The organism is Paenibacillus phyllosphaerae, assembly GCF_014192105.1.
Taxonomy (GTDB): domain Bacteria; phylum Bacillota; class Bacilli; order Paenibacillales; family Paenibacillaceae; genus Paenibacillus_Z; species Paenibacillus_Z phyllosphaerae.
In genome coordinates this window covers 357959-384548 of the sequence record NZ_JACHXK010000002.1, presented here as the reverse complement: position 1 = coordinate 384548, position 26590 = coordinate 357959, and the positions used below count along the sequence as shown (strand labels likewise).

The 26590-nt window shown below is 40.4% G+C and carries 28 protein-coding genes and 1 tRNA gene; 3 read left to right on the top strand and 26 right to left on the bottom strand.

Going from position 1 to position 26590, the window contains the following annotated elements; all coding sequences use genetic code 11:
- Window positions 1-38 precede the first annotated feature (38 nt).
- The gene (locus FHS18_RS05795; protein ID WP_183597928.1) at window positions 39-212 is read right to left on the bottom strand and encodes an aspartyl-phosphate phosphatase Spo0E family protein; all 174 of its coding nucleotides are present in this window, start codon (window positions 210-212) and stop codon (window positions 39-41) included.
- Between the two features lie 224 nt (window positions 213-436).
- Entirely contained in the window at window positions 437-1882 is a 1446-nt protein-coding gene (locus FHS18_RS05790) for an S-layer homology domain-containing protein (RefSeq protein WP_183597925.1), read from the bottom strand.
- 315 nt (window positions 1883-2197) lie between these two features.
- Between FHS18_RS05790 and FHS18_RS05785 the strand changes: the two genes are divergently transcribed.
- A complete protein-coding gene (locus tag FHS18_RS05785; protein ID WP_183597923.1) occupies window positions 2198-3178 on the top strand; it encodes an S-layer homology domain-containing protein in 981 nt (326 codons plus the stop codon).
- Between the two features lie 105 nt (window positions 3179-3283).
- Here FHS18_RS05785 and FHS18_RS05780 read toward each other — a convergent pair whose 3' ends face one another.
- The 4 genes from FHS18_RS05780 to FHS18_RS05765 form a co-directional block, all read right to left on the bottom strand.
- Window positions 3284-4003 carry a uracil-DNA glycosylase gene (locus tag FHS18_RS05780; RefSeq protein WP_183597921.1) on the bottom strand — a complete coding sequence of 240 codons (720 nt, stop codon included), beginning with the start codon at window positions 4001-4003 and terminating at the stop codon, window positions 3284-3286.
- Window positions 4004-4143: 140 nt separating this feature from the next.
- Window positions 4144-5190, bottom strand: coding sequence for a hypothetical protein (locus FHS18_RS05775; RefSeq protein ID WP_183597919.1), 1047 nt, complete (start codon window positions 5188-5190; stop codon window positions 4144-4146).
- A gap of 146 nt (window positions 5191-5336) precedes the next feature.
- Window positions 5337-5411: transfer RNA gene (locus tag FHS18_RS05770), tRNA-Leu, on the bottom strand.
- 140 nt (window positions 5412-5551) lie between these two features.
- The gene (locus tag FHS18_RS05765) at window positions 5552-5890 is read right to left on the bottom strand and encodes a helix-turn-helix domain-containing protein (RefSeq protein ID WP_183597918.1); all 339 of its coding nucleotides are present in this window, start codon (window positions 5888-5890) and stop codon (window positions 5552-5554) included.
- Window positions 5891-6039: 149 nt separating this feature from the next.
- Here FHS18_RS05765 and FHS18_RS05760 point away from each other — a divergent pair, with 149 nt between their 5' ends.
- A complete protein-coding gene (locus FHS18_RS05760) occupies window positions 6040-6612 on the top strand; it encodes a hypothetical protein (RefSeq protein ID WP_183597916.1) in 573 nt (190 codons plus the stop codon).
- Window positions 6613-7022: 410 nt separating this feature from the next.
- Here the strand turns inward: FHS18_RS05760 and FHS18_RS05755 are convergent, their stop codons facing one another.
- From FHS18_RS05755 to FHS18_RS05745, 3 genes are all read right to left on the bottom strand, one after another.
- A complete protein-coding gene (locus FHS18_RS05755; RefSeq protein ID WP_183597914.1) occupies window positions 7023-7760 on the bottom strand; it encodes a hypothetical protein in 738 nt (245 codons plus the stop codon).
- Window positions 7761-7814: 54 nt separating this feature from the next.
- Window positions 7815-8084 carry a hypothetical protein gene (locus tag FHS18_RS05750; RefSeq protein WP_183597912.1) on the bottom strand — a complete coding sequence of 90 codons (270 nt, stop codon included), beginning with the start codon at window positions 8082-8084 and terminating at the stop codon, window positions 7815-7817.
- A 367-nt stretch (window positions 8085-8451) separates the two neighbouring features.
- Complete coding sequence (locus FHS18_RS05745; protein WP_183597910.1) at window positions 8452-8808, bottom strand: recombinase family protein; 357 nt, start codon at window positions 8806-8808, stop codon at window positions 8452-8454.
- 283 nt (window positions 8809-9091) lie between these two features.
- Between FHS18_RS05745 and FHS18_RS05740 the strand changes: the two genes are divergently transcribed.
- A complete protein-coding gene (locus tag FHS18_RS05740; protein WP_183597908.1) occupies window positions 9092-9856 on the top strand; it encodes a helix-turn-helix domain-containing protein in 765 nt (254 codons plus the stop codon).
- A gap of 281 nt (window positions 9857-10137) precedes the next feature.
- On the opposite strand, the gene FHS18_RS05735 is transcribed toward FHS18_RS05740, so the two are convergent.
- The 17 genes from FHS18_RS05735 to FHS18_RS05655 form a co-directional block, all read right to left on the bottom strand.
- Entirely contained in the window at window positions 10138-10317 is a 180-nt protein-coding gene (locus tag FHS18_RS05735; protein ID WP_183597906.1) for a hypothetical protein, read from the bottom strand.
- Between the two features lie 48 nt (window positions 10318-10365).
- Complete coding sequence (locus tag FHS18_RS05730) at window positions 10366-10701, bottom strand: nucleotidyltransferase domain-containing protein (RefSeq protein WP_183597904.1); 336 nt, start codon at window positions 10699-10701, stop codon at window positions 10366-10368.
- Window positions 10702-10800: 99 nt separating this feature from the next.
- The gene (locus FHS18_RS05725) at window positions 10801-10944 is read right to left on the bottom strand and encodes a hypothetical protein (protein ID WP_183597902.1); all 144 of its coding nucleotides are present in this window, start codon (window positions 10942-10944) and stop codon (window positions 10801-10803) included.
- A gap of 41 nt (window positions 10945-10985) precedes the next feature.
- Window positions 10986-11792 (bottom strand): hypothetical protein, encoded by an 807-nt coding sequence (locus FHS18_RS05720; protein ID WP_183597900.1) that lies wholly within the window; start codon window positions 11790-11792, stop codon window positions 10986-10988.
- 230 nt (window positions 11793-12022) lie between these two features.
- Entirely contained in the window at window positions 12023-12250 is a 228-nt protein-coding gene (locus tag FHS18_RS35345; protein ID WP_425497309.1) for a helix-turn-helix transcriptional regulator, read from the bottom strand.
- A gap of 78 nt (window positions 12251-12328) precedes the next feature.
- Window positions 12329-12961 (bottom strand): helix-turn-helix transcriptional regulator, encoded by a 633-nt coding sequence (locus FHS18_RS05710; RefSeq protein ID WP_183597896.1) that lies wholly within the window; start codon window positions 12959-12961, stop codon window positions 12329-12331.
- Between the two features lie 35 nt (window positions 12962-12996).
- A complete protein-coding gene (locus FHS18_RS05705) occupies window positions 12997-13875 on the bottom strand; it encodes a coiled-coil domain-containing protein (protein ID WP_183597894.1) in 879 nt (292 codons plus the stop codon).
- 33 nt (window positions 13876-13908) lie between these two features.
- Window positions 13909-14430: a hypothetical protein gene (locus tag FHS18_RS05700; RefSeq protein ID WP_183597892.1), complete on the bottom strand. Its 522-nt coding sequence runs from the start codon at window positions 14428-14430 to the stop codon at window positions 13909-13911.
- 6 nt (window positions 14431-14436) lie between these two features.
- Window positions 14437-14724, bottom strand: a complete 288-nt coding sequence (locus tag FHS18_RS05695; protein WP_183597890.1) for a DUF7662 domain-containing protein — start codon at window positions 14722-14724, stop codon at window positions 14437-14439.
- Between the two features lie 27 nt (window positions 14725-14751).
- Window positions 14752-15537 (bottom strand): DUF4046 domain-containing protein, encoded by a 786-nt coding sequence (locus FHS18_RS05690; RefSeq protein WP_183597888.1) that lies wholly within the window; start codon window positions 15535-15537, stop codon window positions 14752-14754.
- Window positions 15538-15798: 261 nt separating this feature from the next.
- Complete coding sequence (locus FHS18_RS05685) at window positions 15799-16137, bottom strand: hypothetical protein (protein WP_183597886.1); 339 nt, start codon at window positions 16135-16137, stop codon at window positions 15799-15801.
- A gap of 25 nt (window positions 16138-16162) precedes the next feature.
- A complete protein-coding gene (locus FHS18_RS05680; RefSeq protein ID WP_343060446.1) occupies window positions 16163-16699 on the bottom strand; it encodes a helix-turn-helix domain-containing protein in 537 nt (178 codons plus the stop codon).
- 164 nt (window positions 16700-16863) lie between these two features.
- Window positions 16864-17043: a hypothetical protein gene (locus FHS18_RS05675; RefSeq protein WP_183597882.1), complete on the bottom strand. Its 180-nt coding sequence runs from the start codon at window positions 17041-17043 to the stop codon at window positions 16864-16866.
- Between the two features lie 726 nt (window positions 17044-17769).
- Complete coding sequence (locus FHS18_RS05670; RefSeq protein WP_183597880.1) at window positions 17770-17952, bottom strand: hypothetical protein; 183 nt, start codon at window positions 17950-17952, stop codon at window positions 17770-17772.
- A 188-nt stretch (window positions 17953-18140) separates the two neighbouring features.
- The gene (locus tag FHS18_RS05665; RefSeq protein ID WP_183597878.1) at window positions 18141-19190 is read right to left on the bottom strand and encodes a Fic family protein; all 1050 of its coding nucleotides are present in this window, start codon (window positions 19188-19190) and stop codon (window positions 18141-18143) included.
- A 956-nt stretch (window positions 19191-20146) separates the two neighbouring features.
- Window positions 20147-20725, bottom strand: coding sequence for a hypothetical protein (locus tag FHS18_RS05660; protein ID WP_183597876.1), 579 nt, complete (start codon window positions 20723-20725; stop codon window positions 20147-20149).
- 15 nt (window positions 20726-20740) lie between these two features.
- Complete coding sequence (locus tag FHS18_RS05655; protein ID WP_183597874.1) at window positions 20741-26587, bottom strand: S8 family serine peptidase; 5847 nt, start codon at window positions 26585-26587, stop codon at window positions 20741-20743.
- Window positions 26588-26590: the final 3 nt, after the last annotated feature.

The following is a 26590-nucleotide window of genomic DNA, read 5'->3' as shown; positions in this document are numbered from 1 at the left end:
CAAATAAGCCGCCTGCCGATTCGATCCGGTAAGCGGTTTTACTTTTTCAGATAAGCCTCGGCACTTCTTTCTTTATCTCTATAAAATTCATTAATAAGCTCATCCAGTCGCTGGCTTATTTTTAGTACGTCAGAATATGTGGAATGAGCAGCTGCAATATTCATGAAGAGACGCATGGTTTCAATCTTTTCTTCAAGATGCCGGAAGCGCATAAGATGTTTTCCCCTCACCAACGATTCAACTCTACAACCTCCAGAATACACTGAAAAAGGGAATAACTGAGTACGATTAGAAAACATTAAGCTAATACTCAGCTTATAGCGCATGAAGCACGAAAGCCGCCCTGGTAAATGACGTCCCTGTAAACATACCGGAATCAGGTGCAAGTTACTGCTAGAGCGCAAAGAAGCACCTGTCTCCAGGTGCCTCCCTCCTACTACTCGCTGTCTACCAGCGCCAGAATGCTGTTCAGCATCGAAGCGATTTCCGCGCGCGTCACCGTCTTCGAGGCGTTGAACTTGCCTGCGCTGTCGCCGTTCACGACGCCAAGCTCTACCGCCGTTGCCACATATGGACGCGATGCCGCCGCAATCGATGTCGCATCCTTGAACTTGGCCGACAGGATGGTCTCCGCCTCCTCGCTGCTTACCAATTCGACCGAACTATTGCTATCCAGATACGCCTTAATGAGCGTCACGACGACTTCCAGACGTGTGGCCTCCTTCGTCGGTTCGAATTTACCGCTTGTCGTGAAATAGTCCTTCGTCGCTTCCACATAACTGGACGACCAGCGATTGGCAGCCACGTCCGAGAAAGAGCTTGTTGTGCCGCTCGTTGCCGAGCTATCCAACTCGAAGCCTTTGGCGACCATCGTGGCGATCTGCTCTCGAGTGACCGTACCGTTCGGATTGAACTTCTTGTTCGCGTCGCCGGTCAGAATGCCTTTATCGACCAGAGCCTGAATATTTTTTTGCGCCCAGTGGCCAGATATATCCGTCAGGGTTGGCGAGCTGTTCGTCGTTGTCGCAGTCCCGGTTGTCGTGTTCGGTTTGGTTGTGGACTGCCCCCCTGTCTGTCCATTAGAGGACTGCCCATTGCCGCCGGCGCCTTGTCCCGGAGCGCCTGCTCCTCCTTGTCCCATGGTACCCTCGATCTGTTGCGCCAGACGCTCCTCCAGCTGCTCCAGCTGCTGCTCGCTTTGATCTTCGGTTAACGTTCCGGCCGTCACGGCCGCTTCGATCGTTTGCTCAGCCGCTGCTAGCAGCAAGGCCAAAAACTCTTCTTCCGATAAGCCCGCTTCTTCTGCGATTTCAACTAAGGTTTGGCCTTCGCGCAGCGAAGCTTGCAGCGTCTCCTCTTCGATATCCAGTATTGCGCTGCTGAGCGCAAGCACACTGTAAGACATCTGGCCGCCAGCGCCAGCAGCTATGCCTCCCGTAAGCATCCCCTTATTCTGCACAAGCTGCGTTACGCGTTCGTCGAGGTTGTCCAACTGCTGCTCAGCTTGCTCTTCGGTTAGCGTACCCGCCGTCACCTGCTCCTCGATCGTTACCGTAATCGCTTCTACGAGCGCCTCTACGAGTTCCTCCTCTTCGACGTCATAGGCTTCCGCAAGCGCCGACAGCGTCTGCCCTTCCTTTAATGCCGCACTAACTGTATCTTCATCAATAGAGAGCAGATCAGCGACAACGGCGAGCAATGCTTCCTGATTCAAGCCGAACCCGAAACCTCGTCCTTCGTTCATCGGTTGAGTTCCCGCAGTACTGTCAGTAACCTCAGCGGCGAATGCGCTCGATTGAAACCCTCCCGCGAAACCCGCTGCTCCGAATATTACCGTACCAGCCAGCACACCAGCTGCCATCTTTTTCGTCATCCTTCTCATATCTTCATCTTCCACCTTTCCATTCGATAGGATTTATCCCTGCAAGAACAGCCTACCAATGGAATCTGAATCGAAGATGAAGCGGAACTGAGCATAGGTTGAGAGGACGCTGAATAACGACTGAAGAAACAAGCAATCGAGGATATTCTCCACGCGAACTTCCCATCGTTCGACTTGTTTTGCACCTCGGCGGGTAAGTTATTTACGATATTCACGTATCCGGTTGCCTAAGCTAGAAATCATTTGCAACATTCAGGGAACAGAGCGCGTCTATACAGATACATAAGCACAAGATGATAGACTGGAGTGATTTACATGAAGAAAACAATACTAACCGCGGCAATCGCCGCTTTGGCCTTAACATCCGCACACGGTGCATTCGCTTTCTCCGACACGGCGAACGATCCGAATGTAACGAAGATCGAACAACTGCAGAAGCAAGGAATTCTAAGCGGCAATCAAGACGGTAAGTATCTGCCGAAAGAGAAGATGACGTTCGCGGCGGGCATCACGTTAATCGCGAAGGCTTTGGACCTCGACTTTGGCGATAAAGTATTCGTCAAACAGCCGGAAGCATCCGATTATTTCACAACGATCGGCAACGACGCTTGGTATTCGGAAGCGTTCATGCTAGCCGGCGTGAACGAACTCGGACTTCCGCGCGATGTGAACCCGTCTGCCGTCATGTCTCGCGAACAATTCGCCCACTACCTCTTCAAGGCAATGATTACGAAAGCAGACTTGGCGTTCATTGAAATTTACAAGGAGTATAAGGATGCTGACGACGTAACGGCTGCTTATGCGGATAGCATCCAGAAGCTGCTCATCTCCGACATCGTACAACTGGACGCAAGCCAGAAATTCTATCCGAAGCAAGCGGTAACGCGCAGCGAAGCGGCAGCCTGGACGCATGACACGTTGCAGCTCCTTAAGCAGCATGAAGAGACTACGGCCCCTGGTGACGATGAGCAATCGAACTCGCCGATCTACGATCCCGCTTTGACGACAAAAGCGATTAATGCCGATGTGAACGAAGTAACGATCACCGCGCAAGCTCCGAACCCAGGGTATGGCATCCAGATTGAATCGATCGAATTCGAAGGCGATCAAGCCATCATTCACATCGTGCCGACCTATCCGAAGCCCGACATGATGTACCCGCAAGTCATCACGGACGTGAAAGTGACCACGTATATTTCGTCCAGCTATGAGCCAGTTATTAAGGTGGATACCGCTACATCCCCAAGCAGCGCGTCGATCACAGGGAACGACGGGACTGCCGAAGGTAACGAATAACGGCCGCCTGCCCTACTAGCCTATAGGCCATGCAAAATAGCCCCCTATGTTCGCGATCGAGTCTGATCCGGTACATAGAGGGCTATTTTTCGTTCGTGATAGTAACTACTGGGATGATTGCGAATCTCCTGCCGCTGTCTCCAGCTCGGCTAACGATGGGACGCACCAATCAATCTCTTGGTTCCCAATTCGCTTCAAGAACGCATTCGTTCTCGAGAACGGACGGCTGCCGAAGAAGCCGCGATGGGCAGCGAACGGACTTGGATGCGGGGATGCAATTACGCAATGGCGATCCGTATCGATGGAAGCGGCCTTCTCTTGCGCATGCTTGCCCCACAGAATGAAGACGAGCGGACGCTCGCGTTCATTTAATGCCGCAACGATCCGATCCGTGAACCGCTCCCAGCCGATGCCCTGGTGGGATGCAGCCAGTCCTGCCTGAACGGTCAGCACGTTGTTAAGCAGCAGCACGCCCTGCTTCGCCCAAGCGAGCAGATTGCCATGATCGGGAATCGGACAACCGAGATCTTCATGCAGCTCTTTGAAAATATTTTGCAGCGAAGGCGGCGTCTTCACCCCCGGCTGAACCGAGAAGCTGAAGCCATGCGCCTGCCCTGGCCCGTGATAAGGGTCCTGGCCCAAAATAACGACGCGCGTCTCCTCATACGCCGTATAATGAAGGGCGTTGAAGATATCGTGCATACTCGGGTAGATCGGCGTGGTCCGATACTGCTCGGCCAGATAGGCGCGCATCTCGCGGTAATAAGGCTGCTCCAGTTCAGGACCTAGAATGGACGCCCAGTCATTCTTGAATATCGTGCTCATACGTCTCGTTCTCCCTTTATGAAAACTCCCTCACGTCTACATGATAATAGAGATCTGCGAGGCTTGTCATGCCATTAATCCGCCTGTCAAAGCGAATGTAACATTACCGAAAAAGCGGCCGGTTGTCAATTGGTTTCTAGCTACCGGCGTCGCTGCTTGATGTCCGGATTTGCATTCATTATCTGTTCTGCAGCCGTCTCGATTATAGGGATAAAGCTAAGCGCCTGCTGCGCACGTCTCAGAAGTTCTTCGCTCGATTGTATGCCTAAGTCCGCTAGCAGGGCGTCAAAAGGCGGCCGATAACGTAAGACAAGCTCCGGCGCATCAGCCTCTAGGATCAGATGACAGCGGGCAAAGGTCGCCGTGATCCAGAAGATCGCTTCCCGATGATCCCCAGCCTTAATGAGCTCGTAGCTGCCATCGATCGCAATCGGCCTCGCTGCCGATGAAATATCCGAGCTGAAGAAGAAAGGCGTCTTAGCGGCTTTAACCGCGGCGTCGAAGGTGTCCTCTAGCGCTTCGACTTGCGCACCTGCGCGCTCCGGCGTCATCGTACGGCAACCCAGTAAATCCAGCAATCCTTCGTACAGAGCGGCGTAGCCGTGTCTCTCCAGGACTTGTCGGACAGCCACGTATCGCAGCCTCACCGTCGGATTGCGCAGATCCGCCACTAACAGCACATGCGTCAACACGCCGGTTCCGAACAACCATCCCATGACCTGCTGAGGCCAAGACGAGGACGGCTGGATCGATTGCAGCACCGATTCGGCGCGCAACCTTGCTTCTTCACACCGCCGTTCCACCCAGCTTCGTTCGGTCCACTGGCGCGCAACCGCCTCCTGAACCTTTGTCAGCTCCCCCGAAGGGTCATGAATGATCGTATTGAGGCGAAAACTGCCGGCCAAATGATAGGATGAGAGTATCCCCGTGACATCTGCGAGCTGGCCCCATTCGAGATAAGTCACTTCGAGCAATACGCCCTCGTAGCGGAATTTGCCCAACTTCACCGCAGGGACAGACGTTCGCAGCACAACCATGATGTCGACATCCGAGCCGACCGGAAGCGCCGCTTCATCCGGTAACCCGATCGTCGAGCCGGCGTAGTAAGCGCCCATATAACCGTCTAGCTTAACGGCCTCCTGGTGCACCCAGTTCTGGGCGGCTTGGCGGGCTGAGTGAAGGTTCATGTGCAGTCGCCTCCTTGTATATATGCTAGAACCAGAAGAAACAAGGTCACTATTAGGAGTCTGAGCGCAAATCGCATTTTCTCTCTATTTATATTAGATATAGAAAAGAAAAAAAACCTTGATTTCTCAAGGTTTTCTTGTGATGCCGAGGACGGGGGTCGAACCCGTACGGTGGTCACCCACCGCAGGATTTTAAGTCCTGTGCGTCTGCCAATTCCGCCAAAATGCTGATAATACGTATCTTTAAACATTTATTATTAAGTTAGATGCACAGAACTTTTAATATATTTAAAAATTAAAACCGAGATGGTTCTGTGTATACAAAATGGTATAAGAATCCTTCCTAATTGTCAATACGCATTCAATCTTCCTCAAATATTTCCTTTAATACACTTAAACCCTTACGAAGACCTCGTTCATTTTGCTTCATTAATAGGTGTAAAATCTCCTTAGCCAAACGATCTTTAGCGGTCAATTCTTCAAGCTCATAGGCATATCCAAAGAACTGATGAACCCCTACACCGAGCGCTTTTGCAAGTCTCTCTAGGTTTTCTAGAGATATATTCTTCTCTCCACGTTCTATTTTCCCAATGTAAGAAAAGTGGAATCCTGCTTTTTCACCCAACGACTCTTGTGTGTAGCCTTTAGCCTTTCGTATTTGTCTCAAAGAATTCCCTACACGTTGCTTCACATTTTCCATACACTACACCTCTAAAGACGAGTGTAGATAATATGGACATAGCTAAGAATTAACCGTTAAGGATTGTTTTGTATCGATTAATCCCCATTAGTCTCATTTTATTGTATACTATTTTATAGTTACAGCATTTCGTAAAAGAGGTGTGCAGTATGAAAAACAAACAAAGCGAAGAAGATCAAGGTGTACTCGAACAAAATAATCAATTTGAGAATCTAAATTTTGAAGTTATTGTACCGAGTCTATCAGAAGAAGCCAAATACAGGTTAAGATACGCGCTAGATAGGGATCAAAATAGAGAATACGATACTAGCATAATCTTCAAAAGCATGCGAACAGCTCTTTTAGAGGAATTAAATGGAAGAGGGATAACCGCTGTATTGAACTATATGTTTGACTGCTCAAAAGAGCAATCAATAACTGATGTACATAATGACCTAAAGATACAAAAGATATTACAGCTACTACCCGAAACACTTCAGTTGCCCGAAGCACTTCCCTATAATGAGGATGATTATTCCTCTGTAAAAAACTATAGAATTGCAACACACTGGAGAGCTACACAGGACAATAAATTCTTTTCATCGGATTTGCTACTAACCTTGGATAAGGTATATGTCTTATATCAATATCCTAATTCAAGAGTTAAAGTAATTATTAATGATATCGGACAGCCTTCATTAGCATACCTTTGTCATCGTGGAGACTTACTTATATATGAGTAAAAAACTGAAATTTAGTTACTATCTTGCCAGACTTGAAATCGGCAATCTCATAAGAACTTCATTGGTATGACAATTGTATGACATTGATAGCCATACTGTATGACAAATGGAGGACAACATATAATAATTGCCCTCCCATTTCCCATCATAGATAGAGCCTGTAAATATTCTGTGTACTCTCAAATCAAATTATAGATTCCATTAAGAGAATGGTAGGCTTGAGAGGATGGGACTAGTGATGAGATGTCACTTGAAGCAGAAAAACTCAAAGATTGGAATGACTTTCATCAACTTATTCATATCTCCCTCGGGAATCCGTAAGCTCATTTGCAATATCAATATGATAGAGCTACCATCGCCTGCTCTCTAAGGGCACCAAAAGATCGCTTTGCCGGGTGGAAACATTACAATTAAATCAACTCTTCATATTTATCATTAACGCTCTTTATTCTACTTTTCACTGACTGACGTAACAGTTTAAAATTAGATTTATATATCTTCTTTTTATCTCTAATTAGTTTCTTTTCGCTATTATGATACTTTATTGCGTGATTGAATTCGAGTTCAGCCTTTTTAGTACTATTCATATTTTTTTCTAGCTCTTGATATATATCATCAAATGCCTCGCTTTCCGCAAGAAATTCATCATCCTTACTCGCTTCCCATTTGAAATGCAGTTCATCACTAATACATTTAATCTTCTCTAGCATTTTACTTGCAACTGTATACTCCGTAGGAATACCTTCAGTAACATCTTTGTTAAGGACAGCCTGTTCTCCATACACCAAAATTCGCTCTAACAAAATCAGAATCCCGGGATCATTAAAGTTCGGATCCTCTGCATAATAAGTAGTTATAGTCGTAGCATCAAACAGACGAAAATATTCTCTCTTTTCATGTGTCGTGTGCCTTCCTTTTAACCCCATATCACCTGTTGCTTTTCCAACATAGATAGTTGTTCCCTCTGAATTAATAATCTGATAAACTCCTATTCGACTCTCAAGATTGTTTTTCACTTTAACATTCCAAGGAATAGGGGGATTTTTCGAAAATGTTATGATTAGATCATTATAATTTGTGTTTGATGGCGAATTAAAAGTATTAGCGAAAGCAAAAGATGGACTTATAGTGATTCTATGAATTCCCATGTTTCAAGTCTCCTTATTAAAAGTAGTGTTTATGTGATTTAATCACTCAATTTGCTAATTGTCAGTTGATAGCAATGCAAATGCCTTCATCGTCCAGGTCACAGAAGCCATATATCTGAGGTAAGGAAGCTGCGCATCGTTATACGCTTCTCTCACCTGAGCTTCAGCGACTTCTAAATTAATCAGTAAACTTACATCAATATCTTGCTTAATCTTTTGAACTAACTGGTAGATGCTTGTATTTTCAATCTTTGGAGAAAAGCCATTTTCTCGAATAGCGTTATCTAGATATTCATCGGAGAAACAGAAGGCCTTTCTTTTCACATAACTTACAGAAACTCCAACCTACTTTGGTAACTTGATCCGCTTCTTTTACCAATGCCCTTAGATCATTAGAACAAAATTTTTCATAAGATGTCCATCTTCCCTCATATTTCTTTGTTTTAAGAGTCGAGCAACTTGCATGATGCAGCTTATTCATCTCCGCTGTACCGAAGTGGTTGAAGATATAACCATTCAAATTGGAATAAAACCATTCTTTATAACCAATTTCATCGTTATGAAAAGACTCTACAATATTCGTTGCTTTTTCACTCAACCTAGGCCACTCCATTCCCAAGACGATCTAACTTTGTACTTTTCGCAGTCCTTACCCTTTGAATATTTTTAGTCTTATATTTTCGTAAATCCTTCACTCAATAATCTCATCCCATAGGATTGTAGTGTCCATTTTCTCTTCAATGCAAACCAAATGACACTTATTACTTTTTAGAAAATCCAATAAATTATACATGTCTGTTTTATCCCTTGATATACGTCCAGTTGAGGAAGTCACAACAACCGTATTTGGATGCGTTTCAATATAGTCTTTCAATGCATTGAACTGTGGCCATTCTTGCTCATCTTCTGAGCTATCCATGAATATCCGTTTGGTTTCTAAATCATTTACTTCAACGAAATCTGCACAGACATTCAATTGATTATCTAGCAAATTGGGATTCCTTATGTAAACAACTGCTTCAAGAGACTTCCCCATTACTTCTTGCACAAATATTCCCCCATATTTTGCGATTCTTCACACTGTATTTGTAGATGTAATAAGTACTCTCGTTTAACATTTCAAAAAAATCAGCAACTGCAAGTAACTACATTTGATCATAGTATACCTACTTAGTATAAGTAAACCAGTCCATCATTTGTTGGTCTTTTTCAGTTATTAATGATATCATTAGGAGTACAGGATGTTTACGTTTTATAGATAATATTAATTATCGATTTCACACAAAAGAAAAGAATTGACAATAAAAACAAGATAATCGGGAGATGAAACTATGAGTGTTAAACTCCTGGAATTCACTAAATTACAGATCGATATAGGTTATGAAGAAAAAAATACTATGCTTATCGAACAGCAAACAGAATTTATCTTTAACAAAATTATGAAAGCACTCATATTTTCCTTTTCAGATAAAATCGTTGGTATCCAAATGGATATACATAGTTTCAATTTACCGACAACATTCTTGTTTACAGATAAGCATAAAAAGAATTTGATGAAGTGGCTTTATCGCTTGGCCGAAATCGATAAGTCGACATCTGATTTAGAGTTCGGGAAAATAAAGATTGATTATGAAAATTGGTACTATGAGCTTGGTGGAGAAATGATGGAGTATGTGTACGTCGAAGACTATCTTTTAACTCCTACCGAAGCCGCTCACATCCTTGGAATATCGAAAGTCACTTTGAACAAGTACATCAAGCAAGGTATGGAATGTCTGGACAACGGGAAACACCGCAAGATCCCTAAGTTTGCTGTGGAGATATTTCTTAATGATCCTGTTTATACAATTAAAATGCAAATACTCGCACAGGATAAGAAAAAAGGGAAGCAAACACCTCAAGAACGTGCAATAGAAATTGCTGCTGAAATAATGGAGCTGCGCACTAAATACGAATGGAAGACATTTGAAGAAGCATTTGCAGGATATGACGGCGATGAGATGGATGATCCAACCGATTACTATCGCTGGCAAGGTCTTGAATTGGAGCTTAGTGATATTATGAAGCTCAGCGGCGGCGAACGTTTCAACGAGTAGAGCCAAAGAATCACATTGCAATTCTTTAGCTGCCTTTCAATCGGGATTGATATCTTCACAAGCCACTCTTCAACAAAAAGAAATAGACCGCCCTCTCGACAAGGCATGCGGTCTATTTCTCTGTCGTGTCACTCTGTCAAAGCCAAGCCGCTCTTCAAGCGGTGTGTACCCAAAAGGTCGAAGATGTGTCCAGCATCTTTCGGCCTTTTTCTTATTATACCCACATTATACCATGAGTTACAATCAATTGGTACTATAAGTCGAGGAGAGACTGAATATGTTTAGTCTCTCCAATCTTCATCTCTCATCCTTTTTATTTCCTTACGTCGTTCTTCCGCTTCCTCGTCAGATAGTATACCAATAAATCTTCCTAACAATTTCTTATCGACTGGTTTACCAAGTGGAGTTATCTCGTCTAATTTAGGAGGAGTAGGCAATTCACTTTTTTCTTTATCACTCATGTAATACCACCTTGTCCATTGTAAATTTCACGCCATTATTCATGACGGCTAGAGTTTAATATTAATGCCTTCCTTAAGAACATTACCTTGACACTGCGCATTTGCATTAACGCCTGCATTCCAATCATTCTCACTATAATATCGACAACTAATCGGTACATCATATTTCAAGTTATTTTCAAACTGTATGTCTGATACTTTCCAGCGATTTTCTGTTGTTCGTTCTTCTCCTACAATAATTACTACGTCGATATCAGAGTCAATATTGTAGTCTCCTCGTGACTTACAACCAAACAATATTACTTGCTTTACTTTAAAGTACCGCTTCAGCATAGATATTAATTCATATATAGCTTGCTGCTCTATAGGAGTGAGATTATTCAATCCCCTCTCTCCTTCTGTAAGTCAAAGAATTACCGAACTAACTATAAGTTATTAAAGACAAAGTAAATTCTTTCGAGATAACTGTACTGTATACTTGCCTTATTTTTTAATGCTCTTCAAGTAATTTTCAATCACTTCCTCACCAACTGCATCTCTGATTTTCTCTTCCTCATAGGTAATGTCTGATTTCAATATACCAATAAACTGTCTCATAGATTTTTTCGGTGTCTTTGGTTTCTCCATTATTTTCACCTCTTCTGTTCATTTCACTTTTTATTTACAGATTATTCCCAGAGTTTGTTTGGCTTGCTCTTGCTTGGCAGAGCATAATGTATACTTGGAGCAAGACCACTAAACACTTTGTCAATCCTAACACCTTTTTTAATGCATATTACTTTTTGAATTTGACTACGGTTTACGACTATCTCATCTATATAATCATCGCTAAATTTTGTAGGATATATTACATTTTCAGAACAATTATTGATTATCTGCACAATATAGTCGCGATCTTTAGTCATTGAGAGTAATTTTACAAGAAGGATTTCCCCAGAACTAAAAACTAGTATTAAATCTCTTGGAGTATATTTTCGTTTTATGAAATCTGGAATGAATGAATATAAAATAATTGAAGCAAGGAACAATAAGATAAAAGCAAAAGCAAAGGTGAATACTTTAGCTATATTAGCCTCACTGGATTGTATTGCATAAGTCAAACAGTATGACATTCCGGCAACCAGGAATGTGCTAGCTGCTATTAAGAACACATTGGTATTTCTTTTGTCTCTTATAGCAAGGTTGCTGCTGAGGAAGGCAATAACAAAGAAAAATACAAGCGCTTGTTCTGCGAAGTAGATTCTTCCTGCAATCCCAGCAACCATTCCAACCAACCAGAAGATAAAGAATATCTGCTTTGGATGATTAATGCTTTTTTGTGACATAACATCTCGTTCAATCTTATCTATCTCGGATTGATTCGCCAGCGCGGCAGACCAGAGTTGTTTGATTGAAAATGCTAATAATGCCCCAATAATCGGCCCAGCGATTTTGACGATTGTGGACAAATTCTCTTTAATGAATTGCAACAACAAGATCCCCAGCCTCTCGAACTTAAATCAATATTATTTACTCACTCCAGCCCTTTTGCAAATCGTACAGACCCAGTTGGTCTCTCGAGAGAATGCAAATTCTCTACTCTCTAAGTGATGATTGCAGCCCTCAAGGGCTTTCGCCTTTTACTTATGACAGTTCAATAATGCTAGCCAGATTCAGTACGTGGCTATCAATTACCGATACTCGTTTAAGCATTTCCTGCTGTCGCTTAGTTTGAACTCGCATCGTCTACTCCACCCTTGATAAGATCGTCTAACCCAACGCCAAGTATTGAGGCGATTAAGCATAATAGTTTAACACTTGCCTTATGCTTACCCGTCTCAATACTGCTAATCCTTGATGGTTTACACTTTACCAACAAGCTTAGCTCAGATTGAGTTAGCCCTTTCATGACTCTATAGATACGAACGTTACGACCTACTGCCTCAACTCTCATTTCAAGCATACAATCACCCTTGCTCTTTGATCCGTCTTAGCTCTGATCTATAGTGCTTCATACAAAGCCCTCTTGCCACTATGGCTTTTCGCAATCAGTGGCAGTACTTGGCGTTCCAACTGGCGTTGCACTTTTTTCTCTGCCTACCTTGTTTCCTTCAACCTTGTAGCCATTGCGAATGCGCTGATAGCACCTTGGACACATTCCTTTTACAGCCGCTGGGTTGGAGCATTTGCTGCAAATAACACCTTCGTACATTCTCTTGTGCTTCACCACAGGAGTATATACTGATGCGTGGTAACAGCTAAGACACATACCTTTCTGTACAGCCGGACTACTGCAATTGCTGCATTGTGCAAACTCATGAGAGTATGTTTGAGCAATTGCAGATATCTGGCCCTCAAGGAATGCTTTGCGTTCATTCACTTTCTCCAGCTCTTCACGCAGACTTTCTAATTTCCTCAGATCTTCATCTTGTTTCACCTTAGCGTCTTCGATACTATCTGGGAAAATGTCGCGCAGCTCACATTGTAAAGCAAAACATATATAATAGATTACTTCAATTTGTGTACGCTGCCTGCCGGTTTCAATGTTGGCCATTGAGGATCTTGTTAGCTTGGTCTTATTTGCTAACTGTTCCTGCGTCCACCCCTTTAATAGCCGCTGCTGTCTGACATTCTGACCAACTATCCTATAGATTAGATCGTTCATATGTGTCCCCTATAAATAACTATCGATGTCCGTTTTTACAGCCTATTGTAGTCTCCTACAGTAAGCTCTTTCTTCATTTGCGTTTCTAAGCTCATAATTATCTTCGGAATATTTTCTTCTCCTTCAAGATATTTTTGTCTCAATTCCCCTCTGTCTCTAGGCTCAACCTCTCCGTTAAGCAGATCCTGGGTGACGTATAGATATTGCCTAATAGCTTTATTAAGTTCCTCACAAATAGAAATTACTTCCTCGCTAAGAAACAACTTTGACCGAGAAAATTTATTGCGAGCTATTACAAACTTCTCCATGTTTTCTTGGAATTCAAAGTGGCGAATATATTCGTTCAGCTCTTTAATTCGCACACTGCGCACTTGATCCCAATCGTTGATAAAATCTTCGACTTTAATATCTGGAATACCTTTGGCTTTTAATGAATACTCAAGTTCCTTAGAACTATATCTTTTATAATCTGGAACTTCACGATAACCCATCATTCTTCTAGCATAACCATCTGCGTCAAGATAAAGAGCGTATATTTCAGGATATATATTATGTCTTTGAACAGAGTATAAGTTAAAATCCTGCATCTTCCTTTGAATGTCGAACTTATTATCATCTGCAACTTTGTTTAAGAGATGTTTCTTGTCTTCTAGCGTAGCCTGCAAATCGTGCTTCTTATCCTCTAGAGAATTTTGCAACTCAAACTTCTTGTCTTCTAGGGCTTTCTGCAATTCATGTTTTTTATCTTCTAGCGATTTTTGTAGTTCCCCTTTATGATCCTCAAGCTTCTTCTTAAAATACTGGTCTAAAAATGATTTAGACATAACCTTTGATATACCCCACGCAACTGCTAATAACGCTGTTCCTCCCCCTACATAGGCAAGAGCAGCTTGAGTAAATTCACTAACGTTCATAACTTCCTCCTTCATAAAAACTAGCAACGACAATTACACATGCCATAATAGCTTTTTTCGCAACTCGTTCAGCTCAGCTATCTCCTTATCAATCTGTTGGACAAACTTCCATAGATATCCTTTGTCAGGATTAGCATTAAATATGTATGTATCGCCTTTGTATTCAAACATAATGGCGTTAATCCCTTTATGCTTCAGGTATTCAAACAATGATTCCGTATCCGTTGCCGTAAACTTCATCGAGCCATTGATTGTTAGCCAGTTGAGTACTTCTTCATACTCAGGTATGTCTGGGTAAGGAATTTTGTAGTATTTTCTGACATCATCATTGATCTTCTCTTCTCTATAAACAGCATTTGAAGCAAATTGTGAGCCTTCAGAGTAAGCTATAGCTGAATAGATCTTCTCTTTAAGTTCTTTTGTTAATTCGGGCTTATCATTCTTCTCGCTGCTCCCATGATAGCAGTTTAAGTAAAGCCTAAACCCATCAGTATCAACCGTAAACATATACCGCTGGCCTGTGAGAGTGAAGGTCTGCTTGATTAATCGTCTCATCCGACATTATGCCTCTTGCTTCTTAGCAGACACTCTATTAGGGTTTAAGCGAAACTTAACCATCCGTTCTTCATAATTCACCTGATCTACGTCATATCCAGCTTGATACCAGGCAGATACTTGTGGAGAATTATTTTCGTGCCCATGAATTTCGTTTCTCCAGAAACCACTACCTGGTACAAAGGCGCTTTCTGGTAATCCATTTCCACCAATAATACTGTTAATCTCATCGAAGTATAATTCGATGACTACAGGTTGCTTCAGGTATTCATAAAGCTTATCGTATTTTGACATTATATATCCCTCCATCAATCTTTCCTTTTAATCAGGATACGCAAATTTTACTGCATTTTTAATACTGTCATTAAACCTTCTTACTAACAATCCGTACAAACCATGATCTCTAAAATGCTGCTTTTTCAAGTTTGTAATGGCGTAATCTGGACTCCATCCAAGCCGATCTTCGATAAGCCATTTCAAAGCTTCAATTGCGTCCTCGTCATACCAACGATCTACAAACTCTAATTCCCAAACTTTAAGCTGCCAATCAGGACAGCAATAATGAAAAAATTCGTAAATTCCCGCCTGTTGCCTTCCCATCGTCTCATGAAGCTTTAACTTCCTAAATGCAAGTTGGATTTTGTCTAATCCAGTTTGTTTTAGAAATGCTTTGTTAAGTTTCAACAACAATTGTTCTTTGTTTTCAACTCCGTTTGAAAATAATACTTCATTGACGTATTCTCTAATGGTATCTCTGTTCCAAGTTCCTTTAGATGTATTCTTGAAATGCCAAGGTTTGATTTCCCACTCTGGAAAAGCCGATATGATGGGCTTATGCGTACTTCCATCAAATAAATCAAGCATACCCCTTAGCTTCCACTTAGAAAAGAAAGACGCATTCGATTGTTCCAATACCTGCTCTTTGCTGAATTGCAAGTGTTCTTCAAAGAGGTATCTAATGCATCTATTCGCATTGTCATAGCCTGAATTGTACGGATTCCAAGTTCCTCTAGGAAACTCCTTCCTCTTTCCTGCCAATATTGATTTGTAAATATCGATTATAGTTTCTACTTTGGCAGTCTGATTATCTTCAGGAAGTGTAAACATAACGATCCCCTTATTCAATAAGAATTACATTTTACTTAAAAATATTCCCTACCACTTGGCGATACTGGTTTATGTGTCCCATAATGCATTTATCGCAAACCACTTCACCGTTTATCACTTTCCAGCCGTAACGGGATAATGTCTTTTCAGCGTTGATCTTATTGCCAAGCATTTCTTGTGGGTTAATCTGTCCTGAAGCCCAGTTTCCGCATCTATCACAGCAAGTATCGTAATACCGAATTAGTTTAATATCAGGCAAGGCTATCCTTCTTCCCTCAAACCGCCCTCGGGCAATCTTTTAATGTTTGGTTCATCAATCGAGATATCGGACGGTAACCTCCAGCGACCGTTTATCAGTTTAAACTCAAGAAACTGTCGCCGAGGGTCAATACGATAACGCTTGACTGGAGAACGAAGTATCAAATCTCGAAGGTCATCAATCTCCCTATGGATCTTTTTCACCTTACTATCAATCTTCTTCTCCATTCCATCTAATCTCGCATTCATTTCCTCTATGAATTCCATCATTTTAGACTCGAACTCTTTCATAAGCTGCATAGATGCCTCAACTTTGCGATCCTTGTCAAAAACTTCGTCCATTTTTCCCTCCACATTAAGGGGAGCTTCACCTTTGATTTTGATGATATAGCTCGTGGCATTTATCACATAGCGCTGTAAGATCTGTTAAACGTTCTTCTCCTCTTCTTTCATACGTTCTATGATGCACCTCAATACTTTCATTACTATTACATATAGCACATCTGTATTCAAACCTTTTCAAGACTGTTCCCCTTAGTTTCTTCCAGTGTGCTGTTTTTAAATATTCTGCATAAGGCATGTTCTTCAAATCCAGAAGCTTTTGACTCTTTTGCCTCGCGGCTAAGTCGAATATCGAGACACCTGTTGCATTTGCATTAATTGTGTAGACTGTATGATCCCATGCAGCAGTTATCATATTCCGCTTTTTGACTCGCTTGATAATCTTTTCACCATCAATCTCAATCTTTTCTAATTGTTGAATATATTTATTTGCCGTTGTCCTTGAAATACCCATCATTTCAGCAATTCTTTGTTGAGTAGGAAAGCACTGTCCGTTTCCGTCCATATGCACAGCTATGCAAATCAAAGTAGTCCATAGTTCCGGCTTTAGTTTTGCAACTATACCACTTTGAACAGCCTTAACATTAATTTTGAGAAAGATCTCTCCACTAGACGTCAGCTAATAGTCGTGTTCATTTACATTTTTCTTATTCATTATCACATTCCCTCTTTCACTTCAAATTTGCCTATTTATATATAAATATTCCGTCATTTTCTTCTCCATAATTACGGATAGTCCCTACGATTGACATTTGTTCGGCATGGCAAACAATGTTTAATAATTCTTTTTCTTTGCGCATCTATAAGCAAGCCTTTCTTATCTAATTCTTCTTTGGTATATTCTTCTTCCGTTTCCTCTTCGTTTTCACAATTAGGGCACACAAAAATCCATTTTGTCTTTTCCATTTTCATTCACTCCTAATGATTTTGATAACCTATATATTTATCTTCAACTAAATCAATAAGCTTATCTAGTTGCAATCAGCGCTTCGACATATTCATTAAGCTTTACTCCATCCAATGAAGCCAGGATCTCAGCCATCACAACGTCTTTGCTCTCAGGATATCTGTGAGTACCTTCATAGATCGCCTCGAGATAATGTGTGGGATCAAACACGCCATGAGGAACGTTATCTTCATGACCAAGCCACATTCTAGCTCTATAATCAATAAGCCGTCCGTCATCAAGTTCTATCTAGATATGCATTGGTGATACTTTCCCCAAAACGGTTAGTCGTAATGTTTTTTTGGGACATAATAACTTCTCGCTCAATCTTATCTATCTCGGATTGATTTACCAGCGCGGCAGCCCAGAGTAGTTTGATTGAAAATGCTAATAATGCCCCAATAATCAGCCCAGCTATTTTGACGATTGTGGGCTGATTATCTTTTATGAAAGACAACAACAAGATCCCCAGCCTCTCGAAATTGAATCAGTAGTGAATAAAACTCTTACATATACAGACCGGTTATCCCTATTCTTACAGGAAAAACTACGTCCTTTTAAGACTTGCTCAATAGGAAAATGCTACACCGGCCATTTTGTGTTCATGTTAGCCCGAAACGATCCCAGTCATGCTCTAGTATGTCTAATGGGAGCATGAATGTCTATATCTTCTCTTAGGTTTAGTTCTAAGTTTGGCGTAAGCTCATCATCCAATTTTCACGAGCAAGTTGATGCCAATTTTTGTGATACTCACTGCCCTTCTTAAGTTCTTCAGGAATCTCCCCCCAGGTTTGAGGAAGATGTGTAACGTCAGCCGGAAAAGCTAGAAGCACATCCGATACTTCTTGCCGGTTGTCCCACTTAGACATATTAATCCATCACTCCATTTTCTTTACAAAACGTAGAGAACCAGTTTATTTCTCTAGAGAAAGCATCGTCACCCTTCTTTAGAGGATGGTTGCAATTCCCAAAGCTAACGCTCGCTCCAAGCGCTCCCTTCGAACTATCGCATCGTTGCACAACGAATAAATGTTAAACAGCGGATAATATTGGCCTATCAGAATTCATACTCCCACCACTTATACACCTTTAAACCTTCTTCTTCATTAAATCTAAGAACATTCAGCACAACAAGTTCAGCTAAATCAAACTCAGATTCTTCAAGTGTCACTCTATTAATCTCTGCATATTTCTCTGATGTAATAAATTTCCCTTTATCTTTATGTAGATTCCTAACAATTTTAGCCTGATGATTAGATAGTTTATTAATTATCTCTGGAAACCGTGCCCCTGCCCCTAAACCTTGTGATGCCTTTTTTAAGACGGAAAGGAGTGTTTGCAGATAGTAATTAATAAAGAAAGAAACATCATTTAGATCATTCTCAGATTGTTCCAACGATGCGTAGTAATCCTTGAGATTCTTTAGTACTTCTGTAGTTATTGATATGGTTGCAAACTTTGTATAGCCAGCCGATATAAGATACTGGCTTAAAAGCATTCTTCCCAGTCTGCCGTTACCATCAGGGAAGGGGTGAATATATACAAAGTAGTAATGTATAACTATTGCTTTAATTAACACGGGCAGTTCATCTTGTGACTGCATGAAAGTGAAAAAGTCGTTCATCATTGTCTGAATCTGTCGGTGATCTGGAGCGGTGAAGGTTACTCTTTGATTGCTGTCTATTATTGAAACAGCACCAACTCTATACTTCAGACCCATCAATTCCAGGTTATCACATGCATTAAGAATAAGATTTTCCCACAGCTCAATTAGACTGACTTCAGTAAACCCATTACTTATAATATTGACATCTTGAAAAAGCCTAAGAACAGAAAGACTATTCCATACCATCTGCTCGGATTTATTTTGAGGCAGTTCGCCAACGGCAAGCTTATTCGTATTAACCATCGGTACTTTAGCACCTTCAATAACCGATGTGCTCAACGCTTCTTTTATTAAATAATCTTCTTGAGGCTCAGTTGTAATTAATCGATAATTTTCTTCGATCTTAAGTAATAAGTCACTGAAGTACTCAGGGATTACAATACGAATTGGCTCATTATTCTTAGCTCGCAACGGAAGTTCGATTAAGTCGGCCTTTCGCAATTCGAGTTGCTTTTTATATTGACTGTTACTTGTACAGCTATACCATAATTTCTTATAGTTAGAGTAAATGATATTCACCATCCCGAAGATGACATTGCGATAGCTACTTATATGTAGATTATAAACCATATTTACTAATATTGTTATCTGCATTGGTTCGTAAGTGTGCAATTACATCCAGCTGGATCCAGTTAGACTAAACCTGGCATCTGAAGGCGGTTGTTATCGAGAATTATCGGTATGATACAGATGACTGTAGTGACTTAGGGGAAAAGGAGTCAAAACAAAAGGCGAGTAAATGACGATATCGCAGAAGTCATATGCAGCGTCACAAAATAGAAGAAATACGGCTTAAACTGCTTAGAAATCAGTGAACTCGAGACGCTAAACATCGCATTTTTCAACGGTGTGAGCGATAGATCAATCGATACAAAAATTTAGGGTCTGTCTGTGGAAGTGCTACCCTGTCTAGCCGCGCAAATGATATCCAAAATGGTAAAAACCAGCCCCCCACCCGTACCCTAGAATCCACATTCGACGGTATGCTTAAACTACATATCAGAACATATTGTTTATACTATAATCTCCCGTAAAATTGAACTTCCATGGATACTCTATCCACCTAAATGAGATATATAGTAATAAGATACATATCTCTCAAGTTTCAATCGATAAAGTAACATAAACATGTCCTGCAATTAAGAATTATCAATGAAGCGAGGATTTGCTGGCTATCGATTCGACATTAAGAAAACATATTTAATTTATTGATCTAATTCTGTATCCTTATAAGTATTTTCCTCGCTTGGTAAGGCAATTAGCCTTCATGTTGCTTTCTCTCAACATATCATCTAGCACGTTTCCAAGTTGTTCTTTCTTCAATTACCTTTAAACTACAATAAAGAGAACCACATGGAGCACTTGAGCTCCTATGTGGTTCTTTAATTAAATTTCAACTAAATATATTCTTGCCAAACTTTATAAGTATCATAAAGACTATTATTACTATGTCCTTGCCTTAGACCTCTGCGAGTACACACATCTGCGATTCTGATAGGGTTTAAGACAAGATCAGACTTAAAACCCGTAATAACAGGTTGCTTGACTTCTACAAAGTCTTTAGGGCTATAAATTACCCCCCACTTCAAAGGTTGTGCATTATTGATAAGAACTGTCCCAAAATACATGCCAATATCGATTAGTATAGAACTTGTTTTTTCACTGAATTTATTACCTTGTGATACCTCATATAACAACCATTTCGGAAATGAATTTATTTCCTCCTCGAATTCAGTACTCTTATTCGAAGATAATTCTACCTGAGAGCTAAACCATGACCAAAGTTTAATTAAAGATTCAGGTGAAAGATCTAGATCCTCAATTCTATTATCTTTAGAGGCTGCATAAAAATCAATCAGTGTTTTGATTCTCAATGGGATTTGTTCTTGAAACCAATCAAAGTATTGATTCGCTTGTCTTTTAGTCATAAACACAAATGACACGAACTCGAAATGTGTTTCAATCATTTTATACATTTCTTCGCTCCCACCTCAGTCATAAATTATATATTCAATGTTATTTTTTGTAAGGGCGTCTAAAAACCTTTGATCTGCCCCTATTAGTCCTGTTTCTGGACTTCTAAAAAAGTACCAAACTACACGATCTACTTGTCCTGTTGTAAGAAGTTCAGCATCCTTATATAACTGACTCCATGCAAGATCATTATTATTTTTAACAAACCCAACTTTAGACTCATAAGCAACTCCATCAGAAAGAACATCAATATACCTTCCACCAGTACTGGTTTTCATGTACTTATTGGTTACACCCCCTGCCACTATCTCCCCAAGTTTAATTTCACCATACATCCCGAGCGTCACTGTGCTCCATGGTCTTGAACGTGATAAAATTGAAAGGTTAAAAGAAATGTTTAAGTCTAAAGAGACCAACAAACCTGACATATATTTTTCGAACTCAGCCTGTTCATACTCGTACTGGAATTGGAAAGCAGCTACCAATTGTTGTTTAGCCCACTCAGCTTGCCCTGGGGTTGATTGACTACTTGTAGCCATATCATACAAATATTTAAACTGATTATTTCCATCTTCCATAGCATCTGGGAAGAATTTCTGAGCCTGCGCTCCAAGTCTTCCCCTAATGTTCCAGTAACTTTGTGAGTTTACACCTTTTTCCCTGGCAATATCGATTAGCGTACCAACAACTCCACCATCGGATGTATGCCCTGTTGGATCAATCTTAATAAGAGGGTTATTTTCAACATAAGAATAGAGATTTAAACTCAACGGATTCGTTAGATTCCCTTCATAAGTATCTTCATTAATAAATCTTCCCTCACTTGGATCATACCAACGTGCTCTTAGATATTGAAGCGATGTCGATGTATCCCACATTTCTCCTGAATATCGGAATGGATTGTAAACCTTTTCCTCCTCAAAAGATGGATTCCCCCAAATATCATACTTGTATTTGTTTAATTGAACCTCTCCTGTATTATTACGCAATTCAACTATATCACCGTGACCATTTTGGAGATAATAACTCTTGCCGCTATTATCTTGAAGAGCTATTAACTGTGTACCTCTTAAGTACCTAGCTTTAAACGAAACTGAACCATTTGTTTCTACAATTCCTTCAGCGATAATATCTTTCCCGTCATAATAAAATTTGGTTGTAATATTATTTTCAGTTCGTTCAACCATTAAATTATCGCCATTGTACTTATATGTCACTATATTCCCATTGCTGGCAGTAACCTTAGTCAGACGATTTCGTTTATCGTAGACATACTCTGAATTCGTGTTTTCAAATGAGTGCAAGGAATTTTGTACTGTTCGATTTCCTCGGCTATCGTATTCATAAGTTTCATTGTATTGAGAGGACGTCTTGATTCTGTTCAATACATCGTAAGAGTAATTTGATGTCGATTCGTTTTCAATAATTTGAATAATATTACGGTTTGCATCGTAATTGTAATCATACGCATTAAGTACTGAACCATCTGCTTTCTTATGCGTTATGGTGTCCAATACCCCCCCATCATAAGTATAATTAGTGGTAATACCATTTCGCGTTGTAGCTTTTTGTAACTGCCCATTTTTATAGTAATCATATTTCACTTCTGCAACAGCTTCGTTTTCTCCGACTGACTTTAGATGATTGTTTGCATCATATTGATATATCAAGCTACCACCAAAAGGATCGATCATGGATTTTCTGTTACCGATTGTATTATGAGTATATTGAATGCTCTTACCATCAGGGTAAACTACCAACTCTAGTAAACCTGTAAAGGGGTTATATTGGTAGTTTGTCACACCAGTCCCATCCATCATGGTTTTACGTTTCCCATCTTCATAGTAAGTAAATTCTATCGTTTCATCTACGGCAATGTCTTTCAACAACCAATTTCTACTACTGTACTCAAACGTTTGAGTTTCGCCATTTTTATCAATTATTTTAACTAGATTGTTATTAGCATCATAGTAATATTTCTCAGTACTACCATTTTCATTCGTCTTTTGTAGTAATCGCCCTAACTCGTCGTATTTTTTTACGACTGTATTATTATCAGGATGGGTGATTTTCACTAGGCTTCCTGAAAGGTCATACTCATACTTTGTCTCTTCCCAGTTGGCATTTACTACGCTTGTAAGCTGACCTAGAGCATCATACTTAAACGATGTTTTATTTCCTAATGCGTCACTGGACTGTAAAACGACATCTCCATATCCATAATCCACTTTGCTAAGCATCTTAACCCCGGAAGGCTTAATTTCCTCAGTTGAAATAACTCTTCCGAACTTATCAGATGTTTGACGCATTGAATTACCTGTTGCATCAGTTGTGATAACATTGTTTAAAAGATCATCATATTTCTTTATTGAAATTGCGCCACTAGCATCAGTTGTTTTAGTTAGTCTATTCCATGCGTCATACTTAAAAGTAACTCTGTTGCCCAAGGCATCTTCTTCAGCAATTTTCCTACCATTACTATCGTAATTGTATTTGAACTTCGCTTTGTAAATACCATCTTCCTCAATGCCAGCCTCAACATTCCAGCCAATCGGATTAAAAGAGGTAATCGTTTTAATTCCAGTTTCTGTAATAGCCGTAGTCTTATTACTATCATCGTCATAATTGATTTGAAGACTATTCAGAGTTGGGAAAGTTACTAGAGTCAGTCTGTCTAACAAATCATAAACATAAATTGTGGAATATTTCTTACCATCCGTATATTTAGTAAGCAATCCGGTAGTTGTATCATATTCTGCAGATGTAATAATATTAGTTACCTTCCCATCAACATCTGTTACTTGAATGTTTTGTCTTGTAGGATAAGCTCCTTTATATTGTTCGGAATATTCCGTTGTTGAAACAACATCCTTCTTCCCATCAAACCATTTAATTGTAGTTGGATTCCCATAGCTGTCATACTGCTCATATTTGACATGTCTTAGAACATTTCCTTTATTATCTTTAACTAACTCAGAGATTACACTTCCTACGTCATTATAGGTGTAATATGTAAGAACAGCTTGCGTTTCACTTGTAGGTTTTATAACACTCTTTAGCCAATGTGTCTCAGGGTCATAGATATAGGTTGTCTTAACACCCATTGCATCCGTCGCAGTCAATACATAACCATAACTATCGAACGTTTGAGAGGAAGTTAATGCTTCTGACTCCTTACCTGTTCTGAGATCAATTCTCTTTGAAGTTGATGATATTGGTGTTGATATCCTTTTTGCCTCATCAAATGTATTTTCGGTTAATTGCTTGATCCCTGCCCCTACAGAAGATACCTTAGTGTTGAAGTATTGCGTAGGATTATTTTCATCGATGTACACAATTTTATTTTCATAGGTAGTTTGAGTAAGTCCATTATTGATAATCACCGTATAGCTGTACGTCTTGTTACTTACGCTACCCATATCCCCAGTATAACTGACAGTTTTCAAATTGACTGTATCCTGAGAGCCGTCAGAATAACGCATTAATATCGATGTTGAAAGTAGACGATAAACTTGATTTACACTTTTCTCACTAGTAAATCGAGTAACTGGCTCGCTTTCATAAGTGTATAATGATTCAGCTCCAGTTGGATGATAAACCTTCGTTAATAGTGCATAAGCATTGTCATTATTAGGTGTAGTGCCCGCCAAATTATCTTTTGCCGCTTTCACATTATATTCATAGGTTGTTTTACGTCCTAACGGATCTGTCACACTCTCTAGAATTTCCATTCCATCGACTGTTGTTTTATTAAGAGTAACTACCTTTTGACCTTGTGTAATGACAATTTTATTTTCGTCCTCTGAATAACTAATCGTTATTGAATTACCTATAGAATCAGTAATTGAAGTCAACAAGCTTTCTCTCTCTTCCCCAATAAATACTACTGTAGGGTTGTATGGAGACCAACCAAAGACAATAGCGTTATTATAAGCATCGGCTATCTCAATCAAATGACCTTCAGTATCAAAGAAGTAATTCAACTTTCTTACTATATTCTTCAGCAAATACTTCGCACTATAACCTTTAGTTGTCTTGGTCGTTGGATCTTTAATAAAGACAAGATCTTTCCATGGATAATTTTTTAACGGCAATTCTATATTGCCTTCTGCATCACTACTACCTAAATTACCATCTGAGACCTTATAGGTATCGTATGTACCACCACCTGGTATACTTACGTACCTGTCTTCTTTGACAGAAGGGATATCCCATGACCATCCTTCTCCAAGTCTTATTGTACTTTTTCCATTGTTTCTTTGAGATGACCCGCTATCATAGCTACGAGTCAAGGAAAAACCTAGACCATTACGTCCTGGTAAGTAAGCATCGGTAGCTGAAGTAGAAAGGCTACCCGACAGCGTAGATACTGTCTCATAATTTAGACCAACGGTGTAAGGAGCATCATCCGTTTTAATCTTTGTTTTATCTAGGCCCTCAACAGGTGTTGTTGCAGCGGCCGTTACCGATGCATTTTCCGTAACTGCTAAAGCTCTTGCACTATAATCACTTTTATGCTCAGGTTCAATTTTTTGGGAGTCATTTACTAATTCAGGCTTCACTTTTAGAAGAGCGGCCTCAATTGGTATTTCCCATTTTTTGCGTAATGAAATTGCCTCTGTCAGATTATCAAGTGTGTAGCCCTCATCTAAGAAACCTTGAATTTGTTCTTCTGTCAGACCTTCCTCTAATAGCTTATTTTTAATTTCTTCAGTTGCATCCGAGCTTTCACGAGCTGGTCTGGTAAACGTTGCACTCAATGCACCTTCAAGGTTAGCAAGACCGTATCCGTATTCTAATTTCTCTCCTAAAGTCAACGCAGTTGAATCTATAAGAGTACGAATATCTTCCCCGGAATAGCTAGGATGTTCTTCCTTAATAAGAGCCGCTATCCCTGCGACATGTGGAACTGCCACAGAAGTTCCGCTAATAGTTGTATATTGGCCATTGTCCAAAGACAATCCAGCTACATCTACACCAGGGGCCATGATTTCAAGCTCTTCACCGTAATTAGAAAAGTCCGCTCTCTGATTCAAACTATCTACCGCACCAACTGCCATTACAGAAGGATATTTAGCAGGGTAGCTAATTGCACTCATCCCATCGTTGCCCGATGCTGCGATCAACAATATCCCCTTGTCACTTGCTTCCTTCATGACATCTTGAAGAATAGCAGAAAATTGATCACTGGAGAAACTCATTGATATGATATCAATGTCATTGTCAATTGACCATTCTATTGCCTCAATTACTTGACCGTAAGTTCCTACTCCATCTTTGTTTAACACTTTCAAAGCATAGAGTTCTACATTTGGAGCAATACCAACAATACTTTCATCATTATCTGCTGCAGCAATGACACCAGCAAGATGTGTACCATGCCCATTAAGGTCATCATAAGTCGGTTCACTGGAAATGAATGAAGCACCACCGGCTACAGATAATTCCGTAGATTCTAAGTCAATCCCCGTATCAAGTAATGCAACCTTTACGCCTTTCCCTGTCCTATTGCTATCAGGTGTTGCTTTTATCTGGGTTAGGTTAGATGGAATTACCTCACCTGCAAGTTGAACGGTTTGGTTGGCTTCAATATATTGTATATTGGAGTCAATGCTCAATTCTTCGACTTCATTTTCAGTTAATTCAACCTTCATAGCTTTAGAATGGTTGAATAGTTTAATTTTCTTTTCCCTTTTCCCTAGTTTTTCCTTACCTTTTTCTACATCGGCAAATTGAACAAGATACTCTTTGGTAGCTTCATTCTGTTTATTCTCGTTCACAGCCCACACATTCTGTTCAAAATTAAGAAGGAATGTAGATGCAATTAATATATATGTTAGTACCTTTTTTAGACGTAACTTCACGGC

Coding starts and splice junctions, on each gene's coding strand:
- FHS18_RS05780 (WP_183597921.1), bottom strand. CDS start 4,003: ATGAGCACGATATTCAAGAATGACTGGGCGTCCATTCTAGGTCCTGAA.
- FHS18_RS05725 (WP_183597902.1), bottom strand. CDS start 10,944: ATGGAGAAACCAAAGACACCGAAAAAATCTATGAGACAGTTTATTGGT.
- FHS18_RS05705 (WP_183597894.1), bottom strand. CDS start 13,875: ATGAACGTTAGTGAATTTACTCAAGCTGCTCTTGCCTATGTAGGGGGA.
- FHS18_RS05760 (WP_183597916.1), top strand. CDS start 6,040: ATGAAAAACAAACAAAGCGAAGAAGATCAAGGTGTACTCGAACAAAAT.
- FHS18_RS05740 (WP_183597908.1), top strand. CDS start 9,092: ATGAGTGTTAAACTCCTGGAATTCACTAAATTACAGATCGATATAGGT.
- FHS18_RS05795 (WP_183597928.1), bottom strand. CDS start 212: ATGCGCTTCCGGCATCTTGAAGAAAAGATTGAAACCATGCGTCTCTTC.
- FHS18_RS05755 (WP_183597914.1), bottom strand. CDS start 7,760: ATGGGAATTCATAGAATCACTATAAGTCCATCTTTTGCTTTCGCTAAT.
- FHS18_RS05790 (WP_183597925.1), bottom strand. CDS start 1,882: ATGAGAAGGATGACGAAAAAGATGGCAGCTGGTGTGCTGGCTGGTACG.
- FHS18_RS05675 (WP_183597882.1), bottom strand. CDS start 17,043: ATGGAAAAGACAAAATGGATTTTTGTGTGCCCTAATTGTGAAAACGAA.
- FHS18_RS05660 (WP_183597876.1), bottom strand. CDS start 20,725: ATGTATAAAATGATTGAAACACATTTCGAGTTCGTGTCATTTGTGTTT.
- FHS18_RS05785 (WP_183597923.1), top strand. CDS start 2,198: ATGAAGAAAACAATACTAACCGCGGCAATCGCCGCTTTGGCCTTAACA.
- FHS18_RS05690 (WP_183597888.1), bottom strand. CDS start 15,537: ATGTTTACACTTCCTGAAGATAATCAGACTGCCAAAGTAGAAACTATA.
- FHS18_RS05685 (WP_183597886.1), bottom strand. CDS start 16,137: ATGGACGAAGTTTTTGACAAGGATCGCAAAGTTGAGGCATCTATGCAG.
- FHS18_RS35345 (WP_425497309.1), bottom strand. CDS start 12,250: ATGAGAGTTGAGGCAGTAGGTCGTAACGTTCGTATCTATAGAGTCATG.
- FHS18_RS05670 (WP_183597880.1), bottom strand. CDS start 17,952: ATGTCTAAGTGGGACAACCGGCAAGAAGTATCGGATGTGCTTCTAGCT.
- FHS18_RS05710 (WP_183597896.1), bottom strand. CDS start 12,961: ATGAACGATCTAATCTATAGGATAGTTGGTCAGAATGTCAGACAGCAG.
- FHS18_RS05735 (WP_183597906.1), bottom strand. CDS start 10,317: ATGAGTGATAAAGAAAAAAGTGAATTGCCTACTCCTCCTAAATTAGAC.
- FHS18_RS05775 (WP_183597919.1), bottom strand. CDS start 5,190: ATGAACCTTCACTCAGCCCGCCAAGCCGCCCAGAACTGGGTGCACCAG.
- FHS18_RS05700 (WP_183597892.1), bottom strand. CDS start 14,430: ATGAGACGATTAATCAAGCAGACCTTCACTCTCACAGGCCAGCGGTAT.
- FHS18_RS05765 (WP_183597918.1), bottom strand. CDS start 5,890: ATGGAAAATGTGAAGCAACGTGTAGGGAATTCTTTGAGACAAATACGA.
- FHS18_RS05695 (WP_183597890.1), bottom strand. CDS start 14,724: ATGTCAAAATACGATAAGCTTTATGAATACCTGAAGCAACCTGTAGTC.